The organism is Limnohabitans sp., from assembly GCF_030158565.1.
Classification (GTDB): Bacteria; Pseudomonadota; Gammaproteobacteria; order Burkholderiales; family Burkholderiaceae_C; genus Limnohabitans_A.
This window is the reverse complement of record NZ_JAOASQ010000061.1, coordinates 1-19,421: the sequence shown is the minus strand read 5'-3', so window position 1 is coordinate 19,421 and position 19,421 is coordinate 1. Positions and strand designations below refer to the sequence as shown.

19 protein-coding genes are annotated in these 19,421 nt (G+C 60.7%); 14 read left to right on the top strand and 5 right to left on the bottom strand.

Annotated features, from left to right (window positions below; all coding sequences use genetic code 11):
- Nucleotides 1-231: 231 nt before the first annotated feature.
- The 3 genes from Q1W40_RS12935 to Q1W40_RS12925 all read left to right on the top strand — a co-directional run bounded on the left by Q1W40_RS12935 (nucleotide 232) and on the right by Q1W40_RS12925 (nucleotide 2,565).
- Nucleotides 232-1,449 (top strand): MFS transporter, encoded by a 1,218-nt coding sequence (locus Q1W40_RS12935; protein WP_300712736.1) that lies wholly within the window; start codon nucleotides 232-234, stop codon nucleotides 1,447-1,449.
- A complete protein-coding gene (gene maiA, locus Q1W40_RS12930; protein ID WP_300712734.1) occupies nucleotides 1,446-2,084 on the top strand; it encodes a maleylacetoacetate isomerase in 639 nt (212 codons plus the stop codon). The genes Q1W40_RS12935 and maiA overlap by 4 nt, the downstream gene beginning before the upstream one ends.
- A 100-nt stretch (nucleotides 2,085-2,184) precedes the next feature.
- Complete coding sequence (locus tag Q1W40_RS12925; RefSeq protein WP_300712732.1) at nucleotides 2,185-2,565, top strand: BLUF domain-containing protein; 381 nt, start codon at nucleotides 2,185-2,187, stop codon at nucleotides 2,563-2,565.
- Between the two features lie 4 nt (nucleotides 2,566-2,569).
- Here Q1W40_RS12925 and Q1W40_RS12920 read toward each other — a convergent pair whose 3' ends face one another.
- Nucleotides 2,570-3,571 (bottom strand): aldo/keto reductase, encoded by a 1,002-nt coding sequence (locus Q1W40_RS12920; protein WP_300712730.1) that lies wholly within the window; start codon nucleotides 3,569-3,571, stop codon nucleotides 2,570-2,572.
- 72 nt (nucleotides 3,572-3,643) lie between these two features.
- Here Q1W40_RS12920 and Q1W40_RS12915 point away from each other — a divergent pair, with 72 nt between their 5' ends.
- Nucleotides 3,644-4,456, top strand: a complete 813-nt coding sequence (locus tag Q1W40_RS12915; protein WP_300712728.1) for an IclR family transcriptional regulator C-terminal domain-containing protein — start codon at nucleotides 3,644-3,646, stop codon at nucleotides 4,454-4,456.
- An 18-nt stretch (nucleotides 4,457-4,474) separates the two neighbouring features.
- Here Q1W40_RS12915 and Q1W40_RS12910 read toward each other — a convergent pair whose 3' ends face one another.
- Nucleotides 4,475-5,845 (bottom strand): helix-turn-helix domain-containing protein, encoded by a 1,371-nt coding sequence (locus Q1W40_RS12910; protein ID WP_300712726.1) that lies wholly within the window; start codon nucleotides 5,843-5,845, stop codon nucleotides 4,475-4,477.
- A gap of 308 nt (nucleotides 5,846-6,153) precedes the next feature.
- Between Q1W40_RS12910 and Q1W40_RS12905 the strand changes: the two genes are divergently transcribed.
- Nucleotides 6,154-7,218, top strand: a complete 1,065-nt coding sequence (locus tag Q1W40_RS12905) for a hypothetical protein (RefSeq protein ID WP_300712725.1) — start codon at nucleotides 6,154-6,156, stop codon at nucleotides 7,216-7,218.
- Nucleotides 7,218-7,373 (top strand): hypothetical protein, encoded by a 156-nt coding sequence (locus Q1W40_RS12900; protein ID WP_300712723.1) that lies wholly within the window; start codon nucleotides 7,218-7,220, stop codon nucleotides 7,371-7,373. Before Q1W40_RS12905 ends, Q1W40_RS12900 begins: the two co-directional genes overlap by 1 nt.
- Nucleotides 7,374-7,386: 13 nt before the next feature.
- Here Q1W40_RS12900 and Q1W40_RS12895 read toward each other — a convergent pair whose 3' ends face one another.
- Nucleotides 7,387-9,882, bottom strand: coding sequence for a hypothetical protein (locus Q1W40_RS12895; RefSeq protein WP_300712721.1), 2,496 nt, complete (start codon nucleotides 9,880-9,882; stop codon nucleotides 7,387-7,389).
- 222 nt (nucleotides 9,883-10,104) lie between these two features.
- Between Q1W40_RS12895 and Q1W40_RS12890 the strand changes: the two genes are divergently transcribed.
- From Q1W40_RS12890 to Q1W40_RS12855, 8 genes are all read left to right on the top strand, one after another.
- The gene (locus Q1W40_RS12890; protein ID WP_300712719.1) at nucleotides 10,105-11,529 is read left to right on the top strand and encodes a glycosyltransferase family 2 protein; all 1,425 of its coding nucleotides are present in this window, start codon (nucleotides 10,105-10,107) and stop codon (nucleotides 11,527-11,529) included.
- Nucleotides 11,526-12,263 carry a polymer-forming cytoskeletal protein gene (locus Q1W40_RS12885; protein WP_300712717.1) on the top strand — a complete coding sequence of 246 codons (738 nt, stop codon included), beginning with the start codon at nucleotides 11,526-11,528 and terminating at the stop codon, nucleotides 12,261-12,263. Before Q1W40_RS12890 ends, Q1W40_RS12885 begins: the two co-directional genes overlap by 4 nt.
- On the top strand, nucleotides 12,263-13,216 hold the full coding sequence (locus tag Q1W40_RS12880; RefSeq protein ID WP_300712715.1) for a hypothetical protein: 954 nt from the start codon (nucleotides 12,263-12,265) through the stop codon (nucleotides 13,214-13,216). Before Q1W40_RS12885 ends, Q1W40_RS12880 begins: the two co-directional genes overlap by 1 nt.
- Nucleotides 13,213-14,361, top strand: coding sequence for a UDP-N-acetylglucosamine 2-epimerase (non-hydrolyzing) (wecB, locus tag Q1W40_RS12875; protein ID WP_300712713.1), 1,149 nt, complete (start codon nucleotides 13,213-13,215; stop codon nucleotides 14,359-14,361). The genes Q1W40_RS12880 and wecB overlap by 4 nt, the downstream gene beginning before the upstream one ends.
- Nucleotides 14,362-14,370: 9 nt before the next feature.
- The gene (locus tag Q1W40_RS12870; protein ID WP_300712711.1) at nucleotides 14,371-15,189 is read left to right on the top strand and encodes a YaiO family outer membrane beta-barrel protein; all 819 of its coding nucleotides are present in this window, start codon (nucleotides 14,371-14,373) and stop codon (nucleotides 15,187-15,189) included.
- Nucleotides 15,186-15,953, top strand: a complete 768-nt coding sequence (locus Q1W40_RS12865; protein ID WP_300712710.1) for a hypothetical protein — start codon at nucleotides 15,186-15,188, stop codon at nucleotides 15,951-15,953. The genes Q1W40_RS12870 and Q1W40_RS12865 overlap by 4 nt, the downstream gene beginning before the upstream one ends.
- A gap of 3 nt (nucleotides 15,954-15,956) precedes the next feature.
- Nucleotides 15,957-17,816, top strand: coding sequence for a hypothetical protein (locus Q1W40_RS12860; RefSeq protein WP_300712708.1), 1,860 nt, complete (start codon nucleotides 15,957-15,959; stop codon nucleotides 17,814-17,816).
- Between the two features lie 68 nt (nucleotides 17,817-17,884).
- On the top strand, nucleotides 17,885-18,118 hold the full coding sequence (locus Q1W40_RS12855) for a hypothetical protein (protein WP_300712706.1): 234 nt from the start codon (nucleotides 17,885-17,887) through the stop codon (nucleotides 18,116-18,118).
- A gap of 54 nt (nucleotides 18,119-18,172) precedes the next feature.
- Here the strand turns inward: Q1W40_RS12855 and Q1W40_RS12850 are convergent, their stop codons facing one another.
- Together Q1W40_RS12850 and Q1W40_RS12845 are read right to left on the bottom strand one after the other, a co-directional pair.
- Nucleotides 18,173-18,925, bottom strand: a complete 753-nt coding sequence (locus Q1W40_RS12850; protein WP_300712704.1) for an ABC transporter ATP-binding protein — start codon at nucleotides 18,923-18,925, stop codon at nucleotides 18,173-18,175.
- Between the two features lies 1 nt (nucleotide 18,926).
- The coding region (locus Q1W40_RS12845; protein ID WP_300712702.1) for an ATP-binding cassette domain-containing protein at nucleotides 18,927-19,421 on the bottom strand (495 nt) is incomplete at its 5' end.

The window sequence follows — 19,421 nt, the reverse complement described above, 5'->3', positions numbered from 1 at the left end:
TTTTCTACACCATGCTTTCCCCGCCATCGCTTGCGATGGCGGGGTGGCCTTTTTCACGCCTGCACTTCACGAAAAGTGCACACGACAACGACTTTCCATGACAACGACAAACGATTATGGGCAGCAAGCCCGACGCCTGAGCACCGTGCGCTGGGTGCTGGTTCTGGCCACCGTAGGCCTGATTTTTGATGGCTATGACCTGGTGGTGTATGGCGCGGTGGTCTCACCTTTTTGCGCGACGCCAGCCAAATCGGCAACGTCACACCGGGCATCGCCGGTGTGTTGGGCAGCTACGCCTTGTTTGGTGTGGCCGTAGGGGCATTGCTGGCGGGCTCGGTGGGCGACATCATCGGGCGGCGCAAAGTCATGCTGGCCTCCTATGCCTGGTTCTCGGTCGGCATGGCGCTCACGGCACTGTCTGCCAGCACACGCGAATTTGGCTGGATGCGTTTCGTCACCGGCATCGGCATCGGCTCGCTGGTGGCCACGACCGCGGCATTGGTCGCTGAATACGCGCCCAAAGACAAAAAGAACCTGTACATCGCCATCTGCAATGGCGGCATCCCGCTGGGCAGCATGCTGTCGGCTGTGCTGGCCATTGTGCTGATGGAGCACATCGGCTGGCGCGGCATGTTCTGGATCGGCGCGGTGCCCATGGTCATCTTGCTGCCACTGGCGTATTTCAAGATGCCCGAATCGGTCGCTTGGCTGGCCGCGCGTGGCCGCCTCCAGGAGGCGCGTGCCTTGTCCGCACGCACCGGCGTCGACATGCCCGTCGCTACAGCCCAACCCAGCGCGCCACAGAGCGCGGACAAAACCGGCTTTGCAGGCTTGTTCAGCCGCCACTACCTGCTGCCCACCTTGGTGCTGGGCTGCATGAGCGCCACCGGCTTGCTGCTGGTGTATTCGCTCAACACCTGGTTGCCCGAGCTGATGCTGCGTGCGGGCTACAACGCCAAAGGCTCGCTGTCCTTCCTGGCCGTGCTCAACGGCGGCTCTTTGTTTGGCGCTTTGGCGGCCTCCCGAGCGGCCGACCGCTTTGGTCCCAAACCGGTGGTGGCCGCCAGCTTCGCCACAGGCGCAGCGGCCCTGGTGGTGCTGACTTTCAACTTCCATCTGGCCGCCTTGCTGGCCATCGTGGCGGTGGTGGGCCTGGGCACCAGCGGCACACAAACGCTGATTTACGGCTTTGTGGCCAACTACTACCGCACCAATGTGCGTGCTGCGGGCGTGGCCTGGTGCGCGGGCTTTGGCCGCATCGGCGGCATCGGTGGCCCGATGCTCGGGAGTTTCCTGATCGGCGCGGGCCTGGAACTCGACTACATTTTCTATATCCTGGCCGGTTTGGGTATTCTGGGCGTCATGCTCACGCTGCTGGTGCCCATGTCGCGCAGCGCGCTGGCCCCACCGCCCCAGGCCGGAACACTTGCAACAAGGACCACACCATGAAGCTCTACAACTTCTTCCGAAGCGGCACCTCACACCGCCTGCGCATTGCGCTCAACCTCAAAGGCATCGCCACCGAGTACGTGGCGGTGGACTTGCGTGTCGATGAGCAACTGAACGCGCCCTTCAAGGCCGTGAACCCTCAGGGCATGGTGCCCGCACTGGACACCGGTGATCAGGTCATGATCCAGTCACCCGCCATCATCGAGTGGCTGGAAGAAAAATACCCCACGCCCGCCCTGCTGCCTGCCGACGCCGATGGCCGTGCACGGGTGCGTGCTTTGAGTGCCATCGTGGGTTGCGACATTCACCCCATCAACAACCGCCGCATTTTGCAAACCCTGCGCAAGCAGTTTGGTGCCAACGAAGACGCCATCAACGCCTGGTGCGCCACCTGGATCAGCGCCGGCTTTGATGCCTATGAAGCCTTGCTGGCCTCAGACAAACAGCGTGGTCGCTTCAGCTATGGCGACGCGCCCAGCATGGCCGATGTCTATTTGATCCCTCAGGTGGAAAGCGCCCTGCGCTTCAAGGTGGACATGGCCCGTTGGCCGCTGATCAGCGCGGTGGACAAAGCCTGCGGCGAACTGGAAGCCTTTCAAAAGGCCGCACCGCTGGCGCAACCCGACGCGGGTTAAAGCCTGCGGAACACCCGCTGACAGGCCTTTGGGCACTGTCAGCTGGGCACAATGTGACTGCGGATAATGCCAAGGGTTTCAATTTCCGCCGAGAGTCACCGTGTTTGAGCGCCTGGTTTACCGTTCCAAAGCCACCCACAAGCTGGGCAGCTTGCATTTGTTCAACCTCTTGAGCCTGTGCCGCGAGAAGAACAAACGCATGGAGATCACCGGCCACTTGCTCTACACCGAAGAAATCTTTGTGCAATGCATCGAGGGACCGCCCGCATCCATCGAAAACCTGTGGCAAAGCCTGTTGCGCGATGAACGTCATCACGACGTCGAGCTGCTCTCGCGCGGCCCCCTGACAGAGCGTCGCTTTGCCGACTGGAGCATGGCGTTTTCCAGCTATGCCCACTTCAACAAGTACAACATTTCCGGCTTTTTTCCAGTCGATCGCGACGGCATGAACGATGCCGCCAAACGCTGCTCGGGCGACTGAGCCTTCAGGCAAACACCTCGGTGTCGACTTCGCTGTTGGCCTGCGCGTTGTAGCGGTCACCGGCCACCGTGTTCTGGTTGATGAGCGCCTCCACACGCGTGATCAAACTGGCATCGAGTTGCACATCCACCGCCGCCAGATCGTCCAGCAAATGGTCCACCGAGGTGGTGCCCGGGATCGGGATGATGTCTTCGCCCTGGTGCAGCAACCAGGCCAGCGCCAGCTGTGAGGGGCTGCACCCAGCCTCTTGTGCCAATGCGTTGTAGGCCGGCAAAAGCTTCAGGTTGGCCGCGTAGTTGTCGGGCGCAAAGCGTGGCATGGTGCGGCGGATGTCTTTGGCATCGAAGTGGGCAATGTCCAGCGGGCCGCACAAAAAGCCCCGCGCCACCGGGCTGAAGGCCACAAAGGCGGTGCCCAGTTCTCGGCAGGCCTGCAGCACGGCGATCTCGGGGTTGCGCGTCCACAGCGAATACTCGGTCTGCACGGCGGCGATCGGGTGCACCGCGTGCGCTTTGCGCAGCGTGCTGGCCGACACCTCCGACAGGCCAATGGTCTGGATCTTGCCCTGGCGCACCAGGTCGCTCAGAGCGCCCACGCTGTCTTCGATCGGCACCTGCTTGTCCCAGCGGTGCAGGTAATACAGGTCAATCACATCGGTTTGCAGGCGGCGCAGCGCGTCTTCGCAGGTCTTTTTGATCGTCTCGGGCCGGCCGTCGATCACGCGCACCTTGGTGCCATCGCCCTTGTCCACGCCTTGCATGCCGCATTTGCTGGCCAGGGTGAATTTTTGGCGGTGCGGCTTCAGCACTTGGCCCACCAGCGTTTCGTTGGCGCCAAAGCCATACAAAGCGGCGGTGTCGAAAAAGTCCACGCCCTGGTCGAGCGCGGTGAGCAAGACGCGTTCGCCTTGTTCGGCAGAGACGGGGGCGCCATAAGCGTGGCTGAGGTTCATGCAGCCCAGGCCAATGGCGCTGACAGAGAAGGGGCCTAATGTGCGGTGTTTCATGCGCCGATCTTAGTGGCAAATGCCGATCAGGCCTGCCCAAACGGTCCAGGCACAGCGGCTCGGCGCACGCGGATGTTCGATAATCGAACGACCAACCTGGAGCCTGCCTTGCACCCCTCTGACCCCACATCACTCGATGCCCGAGACTGGATTGCAGGTCTCGAAAAAGGCCTATCCATCATCGAAGCCTTTGACGCGGCCCACACCCGCCTGACCGCCACCGAAGCCGGGGTGCGCTGCAACATGACGCGCACGGCCGCACGCCGTTACTTGAAAACACTGGCGCATCTGGGTTATGTGGGCACAGACGGCAAGCTCTTTTGGTTGATGCCACGCATCTTGCGACTCGGTCATGCCTACCTGGAGTCCGCGCGCCTGCCGCGATTGGTACAACCGTTTTTGCAGCGCATCACCGCAGGCACCGAAGAGATCGCTTACCTGGGTGTGGTCGATGGTGACGACACCGTGTTCATCGCCCGCAGCGACAGCCACCGCCACACCTCCAATGGCTACCTGCCGGGCTCACGCATGCAAGTGCAGGTCACGGCGGCGGGCTTGGCTGTGCTGGCCAGCATGGACGAAGCGGTGATGGACCAGTGGCTGGACAGCCACGAATTGCGTGCCTTCACCTCGTACACCATCTCCAGCAAGACCGCTTTGCGCCAGGAGCTGATCCATTTCAAACGCCAGGGCTGGGCGGTCTCCGAGCAGCAGCTGGAGCTGAATTTCCGGGGCATCGCCGTGCCGCTGCTGGATCGCAACAATGTGGCCCATGGGGCCATCAGTGTGACCATGCCCATCAACCGCGAAGTGACCGACCATGCCCTGCACCGCCTGCTGCCGGTGATGCAAGAAGCCGCCCGCAATTTGCGCCCCTTGCTCTGAGGCCACCAGCAGCACCGGTCACAGCTCAGGGCGAGAGGACGACTGCGAGGGGCGCTCGGCAAAGTTCCAGGGCATGCTTTGCACATCCACTTTTTCAAGCCGCCCCGGCTGCGCGAGTGGTTGCCAGTTGTCGATCAAATTGGCATTGGCCGAAATCAAATGCCCATCGGGGTCTTTGAACCAGACCATGTAAGGCTGCTTGACCAACATCTCCTGCTGCTCGCGCTCACGCGCCAGGCGCTCAGCCATCTCGCGTTTTTCTTGCGTCACATCCACCAACACCAGTTGGCATTCATCGCCCTCATCGTCCAGCGTGGCATCGATGCGCACCACACTCTCGCTGCGGTGGTCTGTGCCGCGCAAAGTCAGTTCGCAATGGCGGCGACATTTGCCACTCAAAACCTCTTGGTGGAAATCGGCAAAGCGGGCCTGGTCCGAAGGCACGATGAAATCCAGAAAATGTTTGAGCTGACTTTGCGAGCGCTGGATGTCCAGCAAAATGGCGCCCGCCAGATTGGTTTGAATCACCTGGCCTTGACCGTCCAGACTCACAAAACCGACCGGCGCGAAATCGTAGGCGTCCTGGTACTTTTGCAAACGCGTGCCATGGCCATCCTCAAGCGGTGCAAAGCCATCAGCCGAGGACCACACCGCAGGGCGTGCGCCCATGCGCTCGACCTGTTCAAACAAGCGGCGTGTGGTCTCACTGACCAAAGAAAAACATTCACACACCCCAGAGGCCAAGCCATCGCGATCGAGGATGGTGATTTTTCCGCGTCCACTGGCCACATGGCCTGCCGACTGCAACTTGCCCAAGGCTTGCGTGACCGATTCACGGCGAACGCCCAGCATGTTGGAGATCATCTCGTGCGTCACGCGCAGCTGGTCACAGGCCAAGGCATCCTGATTGGTCAACAACCAATAACAAAGCCGCTCAATGACCGAATGGTGGCCGATGCACACAATGCTTTGCGACATCTGGGTGATCAAGACCTGCACATAGCAAAGCGCCAACTGTTGCAGTGCAGTGCAACGCGTCAACTCCTCGACAAAGACAGGGGTCGGCATGCGGTAGGCCTGCCCCGAACACTGCACCATGACACGTTGGTTCATGGACACGCTGCCCAAAGCCAGCGATACCCCCACCATGCCATCGCGACCGATCATGGCCAGCTCGGAAGAATCACCGTCTTGCGTGTTGGACACCAGCGATGCGGTACAGCTGGTCGGGAAATACACAAAATCCATCGCATCGCCGGGCTCGTAAACGACCTGCCCCGACACCCAATCCACAGGCTTCAGATGTTCGGCCATGCGGGTGTAGTCACTCAAGGGAATACCGGCCAGGATCCGGTTTTGACGCGCACTGTCAACAAAGGGGTAATTCATCTCGCTCTTTCGCTACATCACAACGGCTGCCTGGCCAGGCCAGTCAGGCGTTGTGGTTGAACATCGAATGGCATGGATCGTTTCAGCAGCTCATGCTGTCGCCTTGACCATTCACTGAGAAGTCATGTTCTGGCAATTGCGATGCGCCGACCACTGATCAAACGGTGTGAATGTCTATACATGCGCGGCTATGCCTTTTGAACGGGCTACCGCAAGGCATACGCACAAACCGTCGTGACACTACCTGTTCCAAGTCATGACGCAACAGGCCAGCCAACCTAGGATGTGTCCCCCTTGGAGGACACACCATGAAACGACGCCATTTCCACCTCTTGACTCTGTCGGCCGCGCTACCAAGCTTGGCTGATGCACGCAAACCCATCCGAACCCAGCCCATCGATGCTGTCGCCAAAATCAAGGCGCTGCGCATCAGCACCGGTCCGCTGGCCCGTGGCTACCTGATCGCGCCCAATGGTCGGCTCAACTGGTACTTCAACAACCTCGGGCTGATCCCGATCGTGCAGTACCTGAACGCGGCAGACCTGGACACCTTCATCCGCCAATACATGGACCTGTACCTGAGCCGGCTGCAAACCGACTACACCGTCCAGGATGTGAACTTCAACGACGCGAGTCTGCAAAACATCACGCTGGTGCCCTCGGACTCCGACAACTCCTATGCCGCCACTATGCTGTCACTGGCCGCGCGTTACCTCAAAGCTTCGGGCAACTGGGCCTGGTGGGACGCGAACAAAGCCAAACTGAAGGCCATGGTGGACGCAAACATTGCCGGCCTGCAAAAAGCCAATGGACTGTGCCGGGTCTTTCAACTGTCGCGCGTCAGCCCGGTCGCCGACTACGGCTACATGATGAACAACGCCGAGGATTACCGCGGACTGCGCGACTTCGCGTCCATCCTGGCGCTGCGCGGCGAATCCACCCTGTCCAACCACTACAACAACATCGCCACCACGATCGCGCAAAGCATGATGATCTATTTGTGGGACAGTGGGCGAAGCGGCTTCAAGACCAGCGATCAGGACGTGCATGCCGACAACACCACCTTCTATCCGGGCACCACCTGTCAGGTTTTTCCGCAGGCGTTTGGGGTGAGTGAACTGTCCACGTATTTCACAGCGGCCTACCGATTCCTCAACCGGTATTCGCCGCAATGGCCCAACGAAATCTACGACCCCTTCCCCTGGGCCATTCTGGGTTACGTGGCGGCCAAACGAGGCGACACCAATCGGGCCCAAACGCAGATGGCAGCGACAGAGAAAAAGTACGCCAGCCAAGCTGCACTGGTCACGATCAATGAACTGGGTTTTTACCAGCGCACCAAAAGCCTGCTCAACGGTTTTGGAGACATCTGATGAACGCATTTTTAAAAGTCTGCGCCATCACCTGGGTCACCTGGGTATTGGGTTTGTCCGCTTGCGGCGGCAGCGCAGAAGACCACGCGACCGCCACACCCGCTGCCCAAGTCGATGTGCCGATCCATCCCCTGCCCTTGAGCGAGCGGAACTGATCGGCACATGGCCTCAGGCCCGGAACACCAGTTGGCTGCCCGCGCCCGCCTTGACCAGCCAAAACGCTGCATCCGAAGCATCCACAGTGGCCACGCCCGACACCACCACAGGCGCATTCGCATAACGCGTCTTGGGCAAGCGCCAGACCATCTCCTGCAGACCTGTGGGGTGCGATGCGCTGAACAGGGTTTGTCCGCTGACAGGGTCTGTGCTTTGAGACCATGTGACAGCCAAGCGCCGCGCCATGAAGTCGGCCAGACGCGGCATGGTGTACCAAGCGAATTTCGGCCCTTGTGCCTTGGCATAAGCCAGCATCTCCTTGAGCACATCGCTCCACAGCGCAGCGCCCGGTGGGTGGGCGTACACCATGCGGCTGGTGTTTTGCGCCACACTGAAGTTGATCAAATCGCGGTACCAGGTGCTGATGTCTGTTTTGGGCACCTTGTAATCCTGGAACTCCTCGAAGGTCGCATACAGGCCCGCTGGCGTGACGGGGAACACCCAGATCGACGGGTTGAGCAACTGACCCTCGCGGTACTGCCGGGTCGCGCCCAGGCCGGTGTGCCCGCCATAATAGGTCGCCACCACACCTTGCTTTTCCAGCCAGTCCATGGCCCACAAAGGGTTGTTGCCTTCCGGCGCCGAATAGCTGCGCGCGCCTTTGCCCGTCACACCGTCCACCGCTTGCCGATTGAGTACCAGGCACTGCAGGTAGTTGTCGACCTTGATAACCGAGTTGACACACGCTTTGTTGGTGCTGAGCAACTGGTTGGTTTCCGAGACGTTGATCCCGTAGTAGTCGTGAATCCAGCCCCCATGCGAGCCGACACTGTGGCCTGCTGTCTGAAAAGTCTTCAGAAATTGTTGGGCCTTTTTGTTGTTCCGCAAATTCCAGCCCAAGCGGTCTCCAGGGGTGATCGCATCCGGGCCAGCGGTCATCTCGATCGAGAACAAAGCCTGCGGGTCGTTGAAGACATTGAGTTTGATCAGGTTGTTGGTCGGGGCTTGCGCCGCCATGGCGTCCAGGTGCCAATCGAGCGTCATGCCCGCTACGCCATTGGGCATGGCCGACAGGTGCGCCATGCCCAGCATGTTGTGCGCAAAGTAATGCAAGTAACCATGCATCATCAAGGCATCGGTGCGCCCCTTGAGGTAGGTCAGCGGCAGATTGACAAACAGCACCTGCCCGGCCCCCACCGGGTTGACCCCTGCCACCAATCCGAACTGGGGCGATGTGGCCAACACTTGCTGGCCAGGCAGACCGCCAAAGTCGCCCTGCGTCACATAGCTGGGGTAGATCAAGGGGCCCAGTAAATAACCGTTGTAAGCGTCCACCGGATCGACAGACGCCGCTGCCGAGGTCACCGCCATGGCCGTCAACGAGCTCAAGGGTGACAAAGTGATCTTGGTCACAGGTTCGGCCTGGATGGCGCGGCCCAGGTCAATTCGCACCTTGCGCGCAGACACTGTGCCTGTGCGGTTGCCAGAGCTGGCATAGCGCAGTGCAGCGTATTGCTGTGGATCAAACCCATTCGCACCGCCCGCATCGCGGGTGCTGACCGGCAGGTACAAGGCAGATTGTGCGGAGATCCGGGCAGCACTCAGCAAAGGGCTGGTCTTGGTGGAGGTGGAGGTGGAGGTGGAGGTGGAGGTGGAGGTGGAGGTGGTGCTTGTGCTGCTGCTTGTGGTGGGGCTCGTCGCGCTCACGGCAGCGATGCCGTTGAAAGGCAAGGACTTTCCGGGCGGCACCTGCAAATTGCGCAAGGTGCTGCGCAAGGCAGTCACCGGCCCCAGGCCCGTGGTCCTGTCCCGCAAGGCGTCGTACAGCACATAGTCCACACCCGCCAGGCCACTCAGGCGCGACTTGGGCACCGGGTAGACCGGTGTGCCATTGAGCGTGGTCAGCGCCCCGAAATCAAACACCAGCATCGTGCGGCCACCCTGCTGGGTGTAGTCATGGACCGCTTGCACGATGGCATCGCTGGCCTGCACATGCAGGCCATCGGGCAAGACCAAACCGGCATAAGCCTGCGCAGCCGTTCCCAAGGCCATGAACTGGGCATCGGTCAAAGGCTGGATGCGAATGCCCAGCTCCGAAGCCGCATCGAGCCAGGCGGCAACACGCGGATCGCTCATGTTTTGGTCATCGGGCAACAAAAGCATCAAGGTGCCCGCATCCCCTGCAGGGGCTGCATCCATGCTGATGGACTGCAAAGAAAACAAGGAAGCCATGGGCATCTGCGCCTGCATCGCCATCTGCATGGGCGCGCTCTCAGGCGCTGCACTGGCAAACGTCGTGGTGACCTGCGGCACGATGAGCGCATCGCTAGCGCCGACCGTTTCGCCAGGAACGGCCGCAGCCGGACTGCTGCCCGAAGCGCCACCACAAGCCGACAACAAGGCATTGAGCATCGCCAAGCTCAGCACGGCGCCACATGCCCGCCAGCCCCACTGCTGTGGCATGGGCGGTGATGAACCGCTGCGATTCGAAACAATCAATCTGGACATGAGAGACCTCCATTCAAAAAAATCAAACCCTGAAAGAACAGCCATTCAGTGGATTCAATTTAGGAAGATCGCCCTGGGCGGACCGTTGCACAGCTCACGAAAACAGCGTGGCTGCATCGTTATGAGAAGGCACGCACATTGGTCCGCATCAATGTGCGCTGACACCCTGATCGAATGCATTCAAAAACGCAATATCACCCCCGATATGCAAAGAGGTGATGTATGCAAGCAATGGATCTCAGGCCTGACAACAAACGCGACCCAGCGCTGAGCGCTGGGTCGTATGGCAAGGGGGGCGCTTGGACCATACGCCTGCTGCCTGCACTGGCCCTGTGTCCTTCGATGGTCCGTGCTCAAGACCTGCTCACGCCATGGCAGCGCAACCCCACCAGCTTCTGGCTGACCATGGCACTGGGCTTGATCGCGCTGGTCATGCTGGTCTATGGCGTTCGGCAAACACTGTTCTCGGTTCAACGCATGTGGGGTGCACAGCGCTACCCCTACGCGGGCATCGCGCAAGCCGAGTGGCCGCAGGTGACGGTCTTCATCGCCGCGCACAACGAAGAAAAAGTGATCGCCGACAGCATGCGGGCCTTGCTGAAAACCGACTACCCGCAAGACCGCATCAAGGTGGTGGTGGTCAACGACCGCTCCACCGACCGCACAGCGGCCATCGTGGACGCGCAGGTCCATGCACATCCCGATCGCCTGGTGGCTTTTCACCGCACCAGCGGCAAGCCCGGCAAAGCGGCCGCGCTGAAAGACGCCATGCGCCATGCCGTGGGCGACATCGCCTTGATCTTTGATGCCGACTACACACCCGGGCCGGGGCTGGTCCGGCAATTGGTGGCGCCTTTTTTGGACCCCGAAGTCGGTGCCGTCATGGGCCGTGTGGTGCCGCGCAATGTGTCGACCAACTTGCTCACCCGCATGCTCGACATGGAACGCGCTGCCGGTTACCAGGTCGACCAGCAAGCGCGCATGAACTTGCGCGCCGTGCCGCAATACGGCGGCACTGTGGGCGGTGTGCGCATCTCGGCCGTGCAGGCGGTGGGCGGCTGGCGGGATGATGTTTTGGCCGAAGACACCGACATCACCATCCGCTTGCTGATTGGGGGCTGGAAGACCGTCTACAACAACGAGGCGGCCTGCTACGAAGAAGTGCCCGAAGAATGGTCGGTGCGCTTGCGCCAAGTGCACCGCTGGGCCAAGGGGCACAACCAGGTTTTGCTGCGCCATGCCTGGCCCCTGCTCAGCAGCCGATCTGTCTCGCTGCGTGAGCGCCTGGACGGCTTGCTGCTGTTGAACATTTTCCTGATGCAGCCGCTGCTGCTGCTGGGCTGGGTGATCGCGGTAAGCCTGTACTACATGAACGCCGCCGAAGCCTTGACGCTGTTCATCCCGGGGGCCCTGCTGGTGGTCTACAGCGCCTTGGGCGGCTTCTCTGCATTTTTGCAAATGGCCTATGCCTTGCTGATCGATGGCCAGGGGCGGCGCATCCGGCTCTTGCCTTGGCAACTGCTGAGCTTTGTGGTGTGCATGCCGGTCGTGTCATCGGCGCTGTGGGCGAGCGTGAGCGAACGCTTCACGAAAAAAGAACTGGTCTGGAACAAAACGACCCGTTACGCCAAGCAGGTGAGCGCATGAGCGCATCGGTGCAACTTTGGAGCGTGGTGTTCTTCGCGCTCACCGCCGCCTTGCTGGCCCTGCCGTTCTACCCCGCGTGGCAGGAATGGCGACATCCACTCGATGCGCGGGCCTTGGCCTTGAAAAGCAGCCCCAACCATCACGCCTTGCCAACATCACCGCAGGTGCGGCTGGCCCAAGGGGTCGCCACGCCCCCGGTGGTCAGCGCCAGCGTTCGGATTGTGGCCAGCTCGGGCTGTCAATTTCAAAAACTCATGGCGCCAACCCTTGTGCTGGGCAGTGCCAACGCCGAACGCCCAAGACATGAACCGCCACACAGAACCCTGGTGACACCGCCGCACGCGCAGCCGTGGGGCGATCGCGGCTGGCGCATCCAGGGCGACTGCCACATTGCGGATGCACAGCAGGTGCAAGGCCCACTGGTGGTGATGGGCGCATTGACCTTGGGCGCAGACTGCATGGTCGATGGCGACGTCAAAGCGCATGGCGCCGTGCAGGTGGGCCCGCGCAGCCGCATTCGTGGTGCGCTGTTCAGCGAGCAGGCCATTGCACTGCACGAAGACGCCCAAGTGCAGGGACCGGTGGTCTCCGAGGCCCAGGTGGACCTGGGCCCCGGCGTGGTGATTGGTCGCCTGGCGCAAGCCAGCACCTTGAGCGCGCCCCGCATCGTGGCCCAATCTGGCGCGCTGGTGCATGGCACCGCCTGGGCCACCCAGTCTGGGCGGGTGGTGTGATGACCCGATGCCTGCCAAGCCTGCGCGGCTGGATCACCGGGCTCGCTTGCGTGCTCGCTGTGTGCTCGGTCTGTGCGGCCAAAACACTGGACCTGTCTGGCTATACCGATGCCAGCGGCGCGATCACGGTGCAACACCAGGGCGACACGGTAGACCCCTACTTTGCCTTGCAGGCGCTGTGGCTGGCCCAAACGCAAGGCATGGACATCTCGGCCCATGCCTTGCCTTGGGCACGCTGGCTGACAGAGCAATACAGCGCGGCGGGACACCTGGGGCGCTATTGCAAAACGGCCAAGCGCTGGGTCTGGTGCAAAGCCCCTGACGCTGACGACTCTTCACTGGCTTTGTGGCTGCATCTGCTCAGGCATCTGCCAGAGGCCGACAGACAGCGCATCAAGGCCAGTGCCGTTGAAGCACGTGCATGGCAAGACCTGCAGCAGCTGCAAGACACGCGCTTGGGCATCTACAAAGTCTCGCCGCATGTGACGCACGGCCTGTTCATGGACAACCTGGAAGTCTGGTCCGCCTTGCCCGGCAGCCGCTTGGCACGCAGCATCCACAACACTTTCTGGGATGCACAGCGCGCACTGTTTCGGGTCAGCACGCAGCCAGAACATCCCCATCCTGGCCACACTTTTTACCCCGATGCCACGGCGCAGATTTACCCTTTGCTGGTGGGCTTTCCGGGCATCCCCGGCGGTGCTGCGCAGCATTACCAACGCTGGATGGCCCAGCACCGCGGCCCTTGGTTGCAGCAAGTCGGCCACGAATTCCCATGGGGCCTGATCGCCATCGTGGCCTGGCAACAAGGCGATGCACAGACCGTGCGTTGCTGGCAACAACAAGCCATGCCTTTTCGCCACAGTTTTTTCTGGACCGTCACCGACGAAGTGGTGGCCCAGTTGTTGCCCCCTTTGACCCCTCCCCTCCCCAACCCGAAAGACTGTTCATGACCACGTACCTGGCCTGCATGGGCACACGCCCCGAAATCATCAAGATGGCCCCGATTTACCGCACCCTCAAAGCGCAAGGCGAAGACGTACAGGTCTTGCACACCGGCCAGCACGAAGAAGTGGCGCAGGCCTTGTACAAATTCTTTGACATGGACCCGGACTTCCAGATCCAGCTCAGGCGCCAATCACCGAGTCTGTCCAACCTGACTGCCGAACTGCTGCAAGGCATTGACGGGGTGATTGACAAAGTCAAACCCGATGTGATGCTGGTGCAAGGCGACACGGCCAGCGCTTTGGTGGGCGCGATGGCTGGCTATTACCACGATGTGCCGGTGGCCCATGTGGAAGCGGGTTTGCGCACCGGCCAGCATGAACCCTTTCCGGAAGAAAAGAACCGCGAGCTGATTGGCCGACTGGCCAGCTGGCATTTCCCGCCGACACCGCAAGCGGCCGACAACCTGCGGCGCGAAGGCATCGCGGCCCAACAGATCTTTGAAGTGGGCAACACGGTGATCGATGCGGCCCTGTGGGTCAAAACCCAGATGGACCAGGACGGTGCAAGCGACGCCTTGCCCGCCGACGTGCGCCGCTTCATGCAGGACCATGCTGCCTCGCGCCTGATGCTGGTCACAGCACACCGCCGCGAAAACTGGGGACGCCCCATTCAGCTGATCGCCTCTGCCGTGGGCGTCTTGCTCAGGCTCCACCCAGAGCTGGTCGTGGTCTGGCCGCTGCACCCCAACCCCAGTGTGCGGGCCGACATCCAAAACGCTTTCAGCGTTCTGGGTGCCGAATGCCGACAACGCCTGTGCCTGACAGACCCGCTGGAATACCCGGCACTCATCAGCCTGTTGGCTCATGCCCATTTTTGCCTGACGGATTCAGGCGGCATTCAGGAAGAAGCCTCGGCCTTCAAATGCCCGGTGCTGATCACGCGGGACAGCACCGAACGGCAAGAGTTGGTCGATGCCGGGGGTGCCGCTCTGGTGGGCACCGATCCCCATCGCATCGTGGAGCAGGCGTCCGCCTTGCTCAACGACCCCTGGGCTTACCGCGCCATGCAGGTGCAGGAAAGCCCTTTCGGCGACGGCCATTCGGCTCAACGCATTGCCGATGTCCTGACCTGCGCCCGCAGCACCCATTGAAAGCCCCTGATGAACATGACCAGAACCGCCCTCACCTGTCTTGGCTGGCTTGCCAGCAGTTTGCTCGCGCCCTGCGCGATGGCCCAGACGCAGACCACCGACTTGCCCAACGCCATGCTGGGCTGGCGCGGCGTGGAACTCTACGGCAGCCACAACCACCTGAGCAATGGTTACGGCAGCTGGCGCGAGACCGGTGTGCGCGGCATCTACGAAACGGGCCAACACCAGATCGCGGGTGAAGTGGCCAGCATGAACCGCTTCAACCAATCCGGCAATTACGTGGGGGTGGGCGACACGGTGGTGCTGGACACCGATTGGTACGCCTCGCTGGCGGTCGGCGCGGGCGATGGCGCCACGTATCTGCCTCGTTACCGCGTCGATGGCTTCCTGCACCGCAAGCTGTTGCCCGCCAAAAACCTGGTGACCAGTCTGGGACTGGGTCACTACAAAGCACCCGATGGTTACCGCAACGACAACATCAGCCTGGGGGCCACGCTCTATTTCGAGCAGCCCTGGGTTGTGCAAGCTGAGATCAAACACACCCAAAGCAAGCCCGGCGAAATTTCAAGCAACCAGTACTTTGTGGCGGCCACCTGGGGCCACCACAAACAGACCCAGATCACCGGCCGCTACGGCTGGGGTGAAGAAGGCTACCAATCGCTGGGCAGCTTGGGATCAATCGCCCGTTTTTCCAGCCACCAAAGCACCTTGACGCTGCAGCACTGGATCGGCACGAACTGGGGCGTCAAGGCCAGCGCCGAAAACTACAAGAACCCCTATTACCGGCGTGAGGGCATCTGGTTGGCACTGTTCAAGGATTTGCCATGAGTGCGCTGCCCTCCTCCTGGCAGGCATCGCCAACTGGGCCCAAGCCCCAGCGCCGTGCATGGCTCCGGCCCAAAGCGCTGGAGTGGCTGCTCTTGTCGGCTGTGCCTTGGGTGCTGCTGGCTTGGCTCAAGCCCTGGCTGCTGACCTTGTGGCAGGCGATCTTCACCGGGTGGTCCACTCCCTTGGGCCTGTCGGTGAACGCCGTGCTGAACGACAGCCGCAGCGCCATCGCATGGACGACCTTGGCAGACGGGTCCTTGGCCCCCTCCAACGCCAGCCTGATCTGGAACATGTCCGGGCTGGCGGCCACCTGGCTTTTGAGCGGTTTTTTCAGTGACCGTTTTTACCCCCTCAAAACCACCTTGCGGGCGCTTTGCCTGATCCATCTGAGCGCATGTCTGTTCTTCATCTGGTCCCCGGCGAGCTTTCCGTACAGCATCAGCAAACACCTGCAGGCCCTGATGGACTTGGGTTATGGCTTCATGTGGGTGATCCCGCCCATGCTGGCCTTGGGCTGGGGCCTTTTCAAGGTGCCGCTCTGGCAAAAGGTGCTGGTGCCTTGTGGGGTCTTGGCTTACTTTGCCCTGATGCTGCCGCACAAATGGCTTTTGCATGCCTGGCTGCTGGAGCAGCTGTCCATCCTGTTCATGCCGGTGCTGTTCTTGTGCTTTGGCAGCTTGCTGGACTTGTGGATCTTTGTGGCCTTGTATGCCTGGCTGGCCAGCACAGTTCCTGCACAAACTTCATCACATCGGAGCGCCTGAGCCATGTCAAGACGTTTCACCCCGCACGTCAGCTGGCGTCTGCTCATCTGGCTCGGCCTGATTTCGGGTCTGGTGTTCTGGAGCACCTTGACTTTGCAGGCGCGGGACAGACAAGCCGACACGGGCCACGGCATTGTTTTGCTGATTCCCGATGCCAAGGCCTTGTCTTTGCCCGTGACCCGCGCTTGGCTGCAAGCGTCACACGAAGAAGGCCTGGCCGTGACCCCCATGAGCGCCAACGACTTCATCCGTGCACAGGCCAACCGCACGCACGTGGCCGGTGTGCTGCTGCCCGATTCGGTGCACCGCCAAGCCTCAGATCTGCTGGTCCACACCTTGTCACAGTATGTGGAAGATGGCGGGGCCTTGATGGTCAGCTTCGATGCCGCCTTGCTCAACCCGCAAAACGGTACTTATGCCGACAAGGCTTCCCGTTTGTCGCATCTGGTGGGCATGCGCTATGGCCTCTACGAACGATTGCAGGGCGACACCATCGCCCAAAGCCCGGTGTATGCCCATCGGGCGGCAGAAAAAACACTCCGCATCCAGCCCGGCAAGCTCGACTTTGGCGAAAACGATGACGAAGAATGGGGTGAATTGACCACCTATGCCTACAAGCATCTGGTCTACAGCCATTACCGGACCGAAGCGCTGGAGCCCATTGAACCTTTGTTGCGCAGCCAAAACGGCGAGCCTGTCGTGTCCACCCATGTCCATGGCCGGGGCACCGTGCTCTTTGCCAACTTGCCACTGGGTTACCTCAAGACCCGCACCGACAGTTACCTGCTGCACCGCTTGCTCGCGTTCTTTGCCAGCGACCTGGTGCGCCAGCCCAGCCTCTCGGCCACGCCACAGGCGCAAGGTGGCTTGGTGCTGAACTTGCATGTGGACTCCAACGCAGCGCAAGCCCCCTTGGCCGAACTGGAGAAAGTGGGCTGGTTTGAGGATGGTCCTTACTCCATCCATGTGACGGCAGGGCCGGACGCCCTGCATGCCGCCGACCGTTTAGGCCTGAATTTGCCAAACAACCTCTGGATGCAGGCGTTCCTGAAACGACAGCACGACAAAGGCCATGAGATTGGCAACCATGGCGGCTGGGTGCACAACGTGTATGGCTACCAGGCCAACGAGCACAATCAGGCCCAGTTTGAGCCCTATCTGGACAAGAACCATGCCAGCGTGAGCGCCACCATCGGCGCACTGGCCAAGGCCTATTCAGCCCCCATGGGCAACCAGCCCACATGGGCCACCGCCTGGCTGGACAAGCAAGGATTCAAAGGCTATTACGCCACCTCGGACAGCGGCCTGGGCCCCACACGCTCATTCATCCATGAACACCCCGCCCCCGCTTCTGGCCTGTGGACCTTCCCGATTTCCAACTTCAAGCGCATTGCCACCTTCGACGAGTTGGAAGAGCACGGCATGACAGAAGCACAAATTTCTGAGTTCATCCGCCAACTTCTGAGCCATGTGAGCGAACAACATTTGGCACGTTTATTTTATTTTCATCCTGCCATCACCGCACACTTCCAGCTCTCGCTACAGACCATCCAATCAGAAGTGCAAAGACTCAAGGAAAAGGCCCAATTTCGCTGGTACAGCATGGCCGAGTTGTCCGACTTCATGAACCGTCGCCAAGACGTCGACTGGCGCATCCGCGAACTCAATGCACAAGGTCTGCAAGAAATCTCAGCCAGCAGTCCGGGGTCTCTGAAAGACATGACATGGGTCTTTCCGGCCCGCATCGCACGGGACATCCGCATCACCGAAGGGCAAGGCACGCTGCGCCAACACAAGGACGAGTGGCTGCTCATCGCAGGCGCAAGTCCCTCACTCAAAGTGCAATGGACACGTGTGCCATGACTGCACAGGAGCGCCCCTTCCCTTTCTTGTTTTCCCCTTTGGCCCATCGAACATCAAGAGGACATGTCATGACCGGTCACCCAAGCACCAGCCCTTCAGCCTGCACCCAAGATGCCGTTGAAAAAGAATTCCGCATCGTCAGCGCACATCTGAAAAAAGCCCACCAGTCCAATGAACTGGCCACACGCCTGCACCAAAAAGGCTTTGCCCAGGATGCCCAGCAGCAAAGCCGATTGACCAAGGTCTTCATCAGCAACGCCATGCACCATGTGAGCTTGCGTGCGAAAAGTCTGGACCTCTGAGCCCCAGAAAAAAAACGGGGCCCGAAGGCCCCGTTGTCTTGGCGAAAAACCGCCTCAGACCGCAGCAGCGGAGGTGGTGTGTGCACCACCGAGGAACAAACGCTCCATCTGCGGATCGGCCAAAATTTCGGCAGCCGATTTGTAGAGCACCAAACGGCCCGATTCCAGCGCAATCGCGTTGTCCGAGTACTTGAGCGCACTCTTGACGTTTTGCTCGACCATCAGCACCGTGGTGCCTTGGTCGGCCAGCTTGCGCAGCAGCTTGAACACGTCCTGCACCACCATGGGCGACAGGCCAATGGAGGGCTCGTCGATCAGCAAGACCTTGGGGCGCAGCAGCAAGGCGCGGCCAATCTCCAGCTGCTTTTGCTCACCGCCCGACAAAGCCGAGGCGCGCGAGTTCATGCGCTCTTTCACGCGGGGGAAGAACTCCAGCACTTCCGGGATGCGTTCGTGCGTGGTCTTCATGCCCAGCGTGATGCCGCCCAGCTCCAGGTTTTCATACACGCTGAGCTGGCCGAACAGGTTGCGCCCCTGGGGCACAAAGGCGATGCCATCGGCCAGCAAGGCTTTTTGGGTGGCGCCGGTGATGTCCTTGCCATTCAATTTGATCTTGCCCTGGCGGGGCTTGAGCAAACCAAACAGGGTTTTGAGCACGGTGGACTTGCCCGCGCCGTTGGGGCCGATCAGCAGCGTGATCGAGCCTTTGGGCACTTTGAAGGACAGGTTGTTCAGGATCATGAAATCCTTGTAACCCGCGACCACATCGTCAAACTCGATGCAGGTGTCTGTGGTGTGTGCTGTCATATCAGTTCCCCAAATAGGCGTCGAGCACCTGCTTGTTCGCGCGGATCTCGTCCGGCGTGCCAATGGCCATCACTTGGCCCTCGACCATCACCATGATGCGGTGGCACAGGTCCATCACGAAGTCCATGTTGTGTTCGATCACGACGAAGCTGCCCTTGCGGGTTTTGTTCAGTTCTTTCAGCAAGGTGCTGATGCCGCCGACCAAGGACGGGTTCACCCCGGCGCAAGGCTCGTCAAGCAAAACCAGATCGGGCTCGCTCATGAAGGCCATGGCAATGTCCACCAGCTTTTGCTGGCCATAGCTCAGCTCACCGGCCTTCTTGTCGGCCACATGGCGGATGTGGAACTGGTCGATCAGCGCATCGGCCTTGTCACCCAGACCGGAGTCGGTGGGTGCGAACATGCGGCTGAACATGCTGCCTTGGTGCTCTTGCGCAGCCACGATCAGGTTGTCGCGCACGGTCATCTTGCCAAACACCTGCAGCGTCTGGAAGGT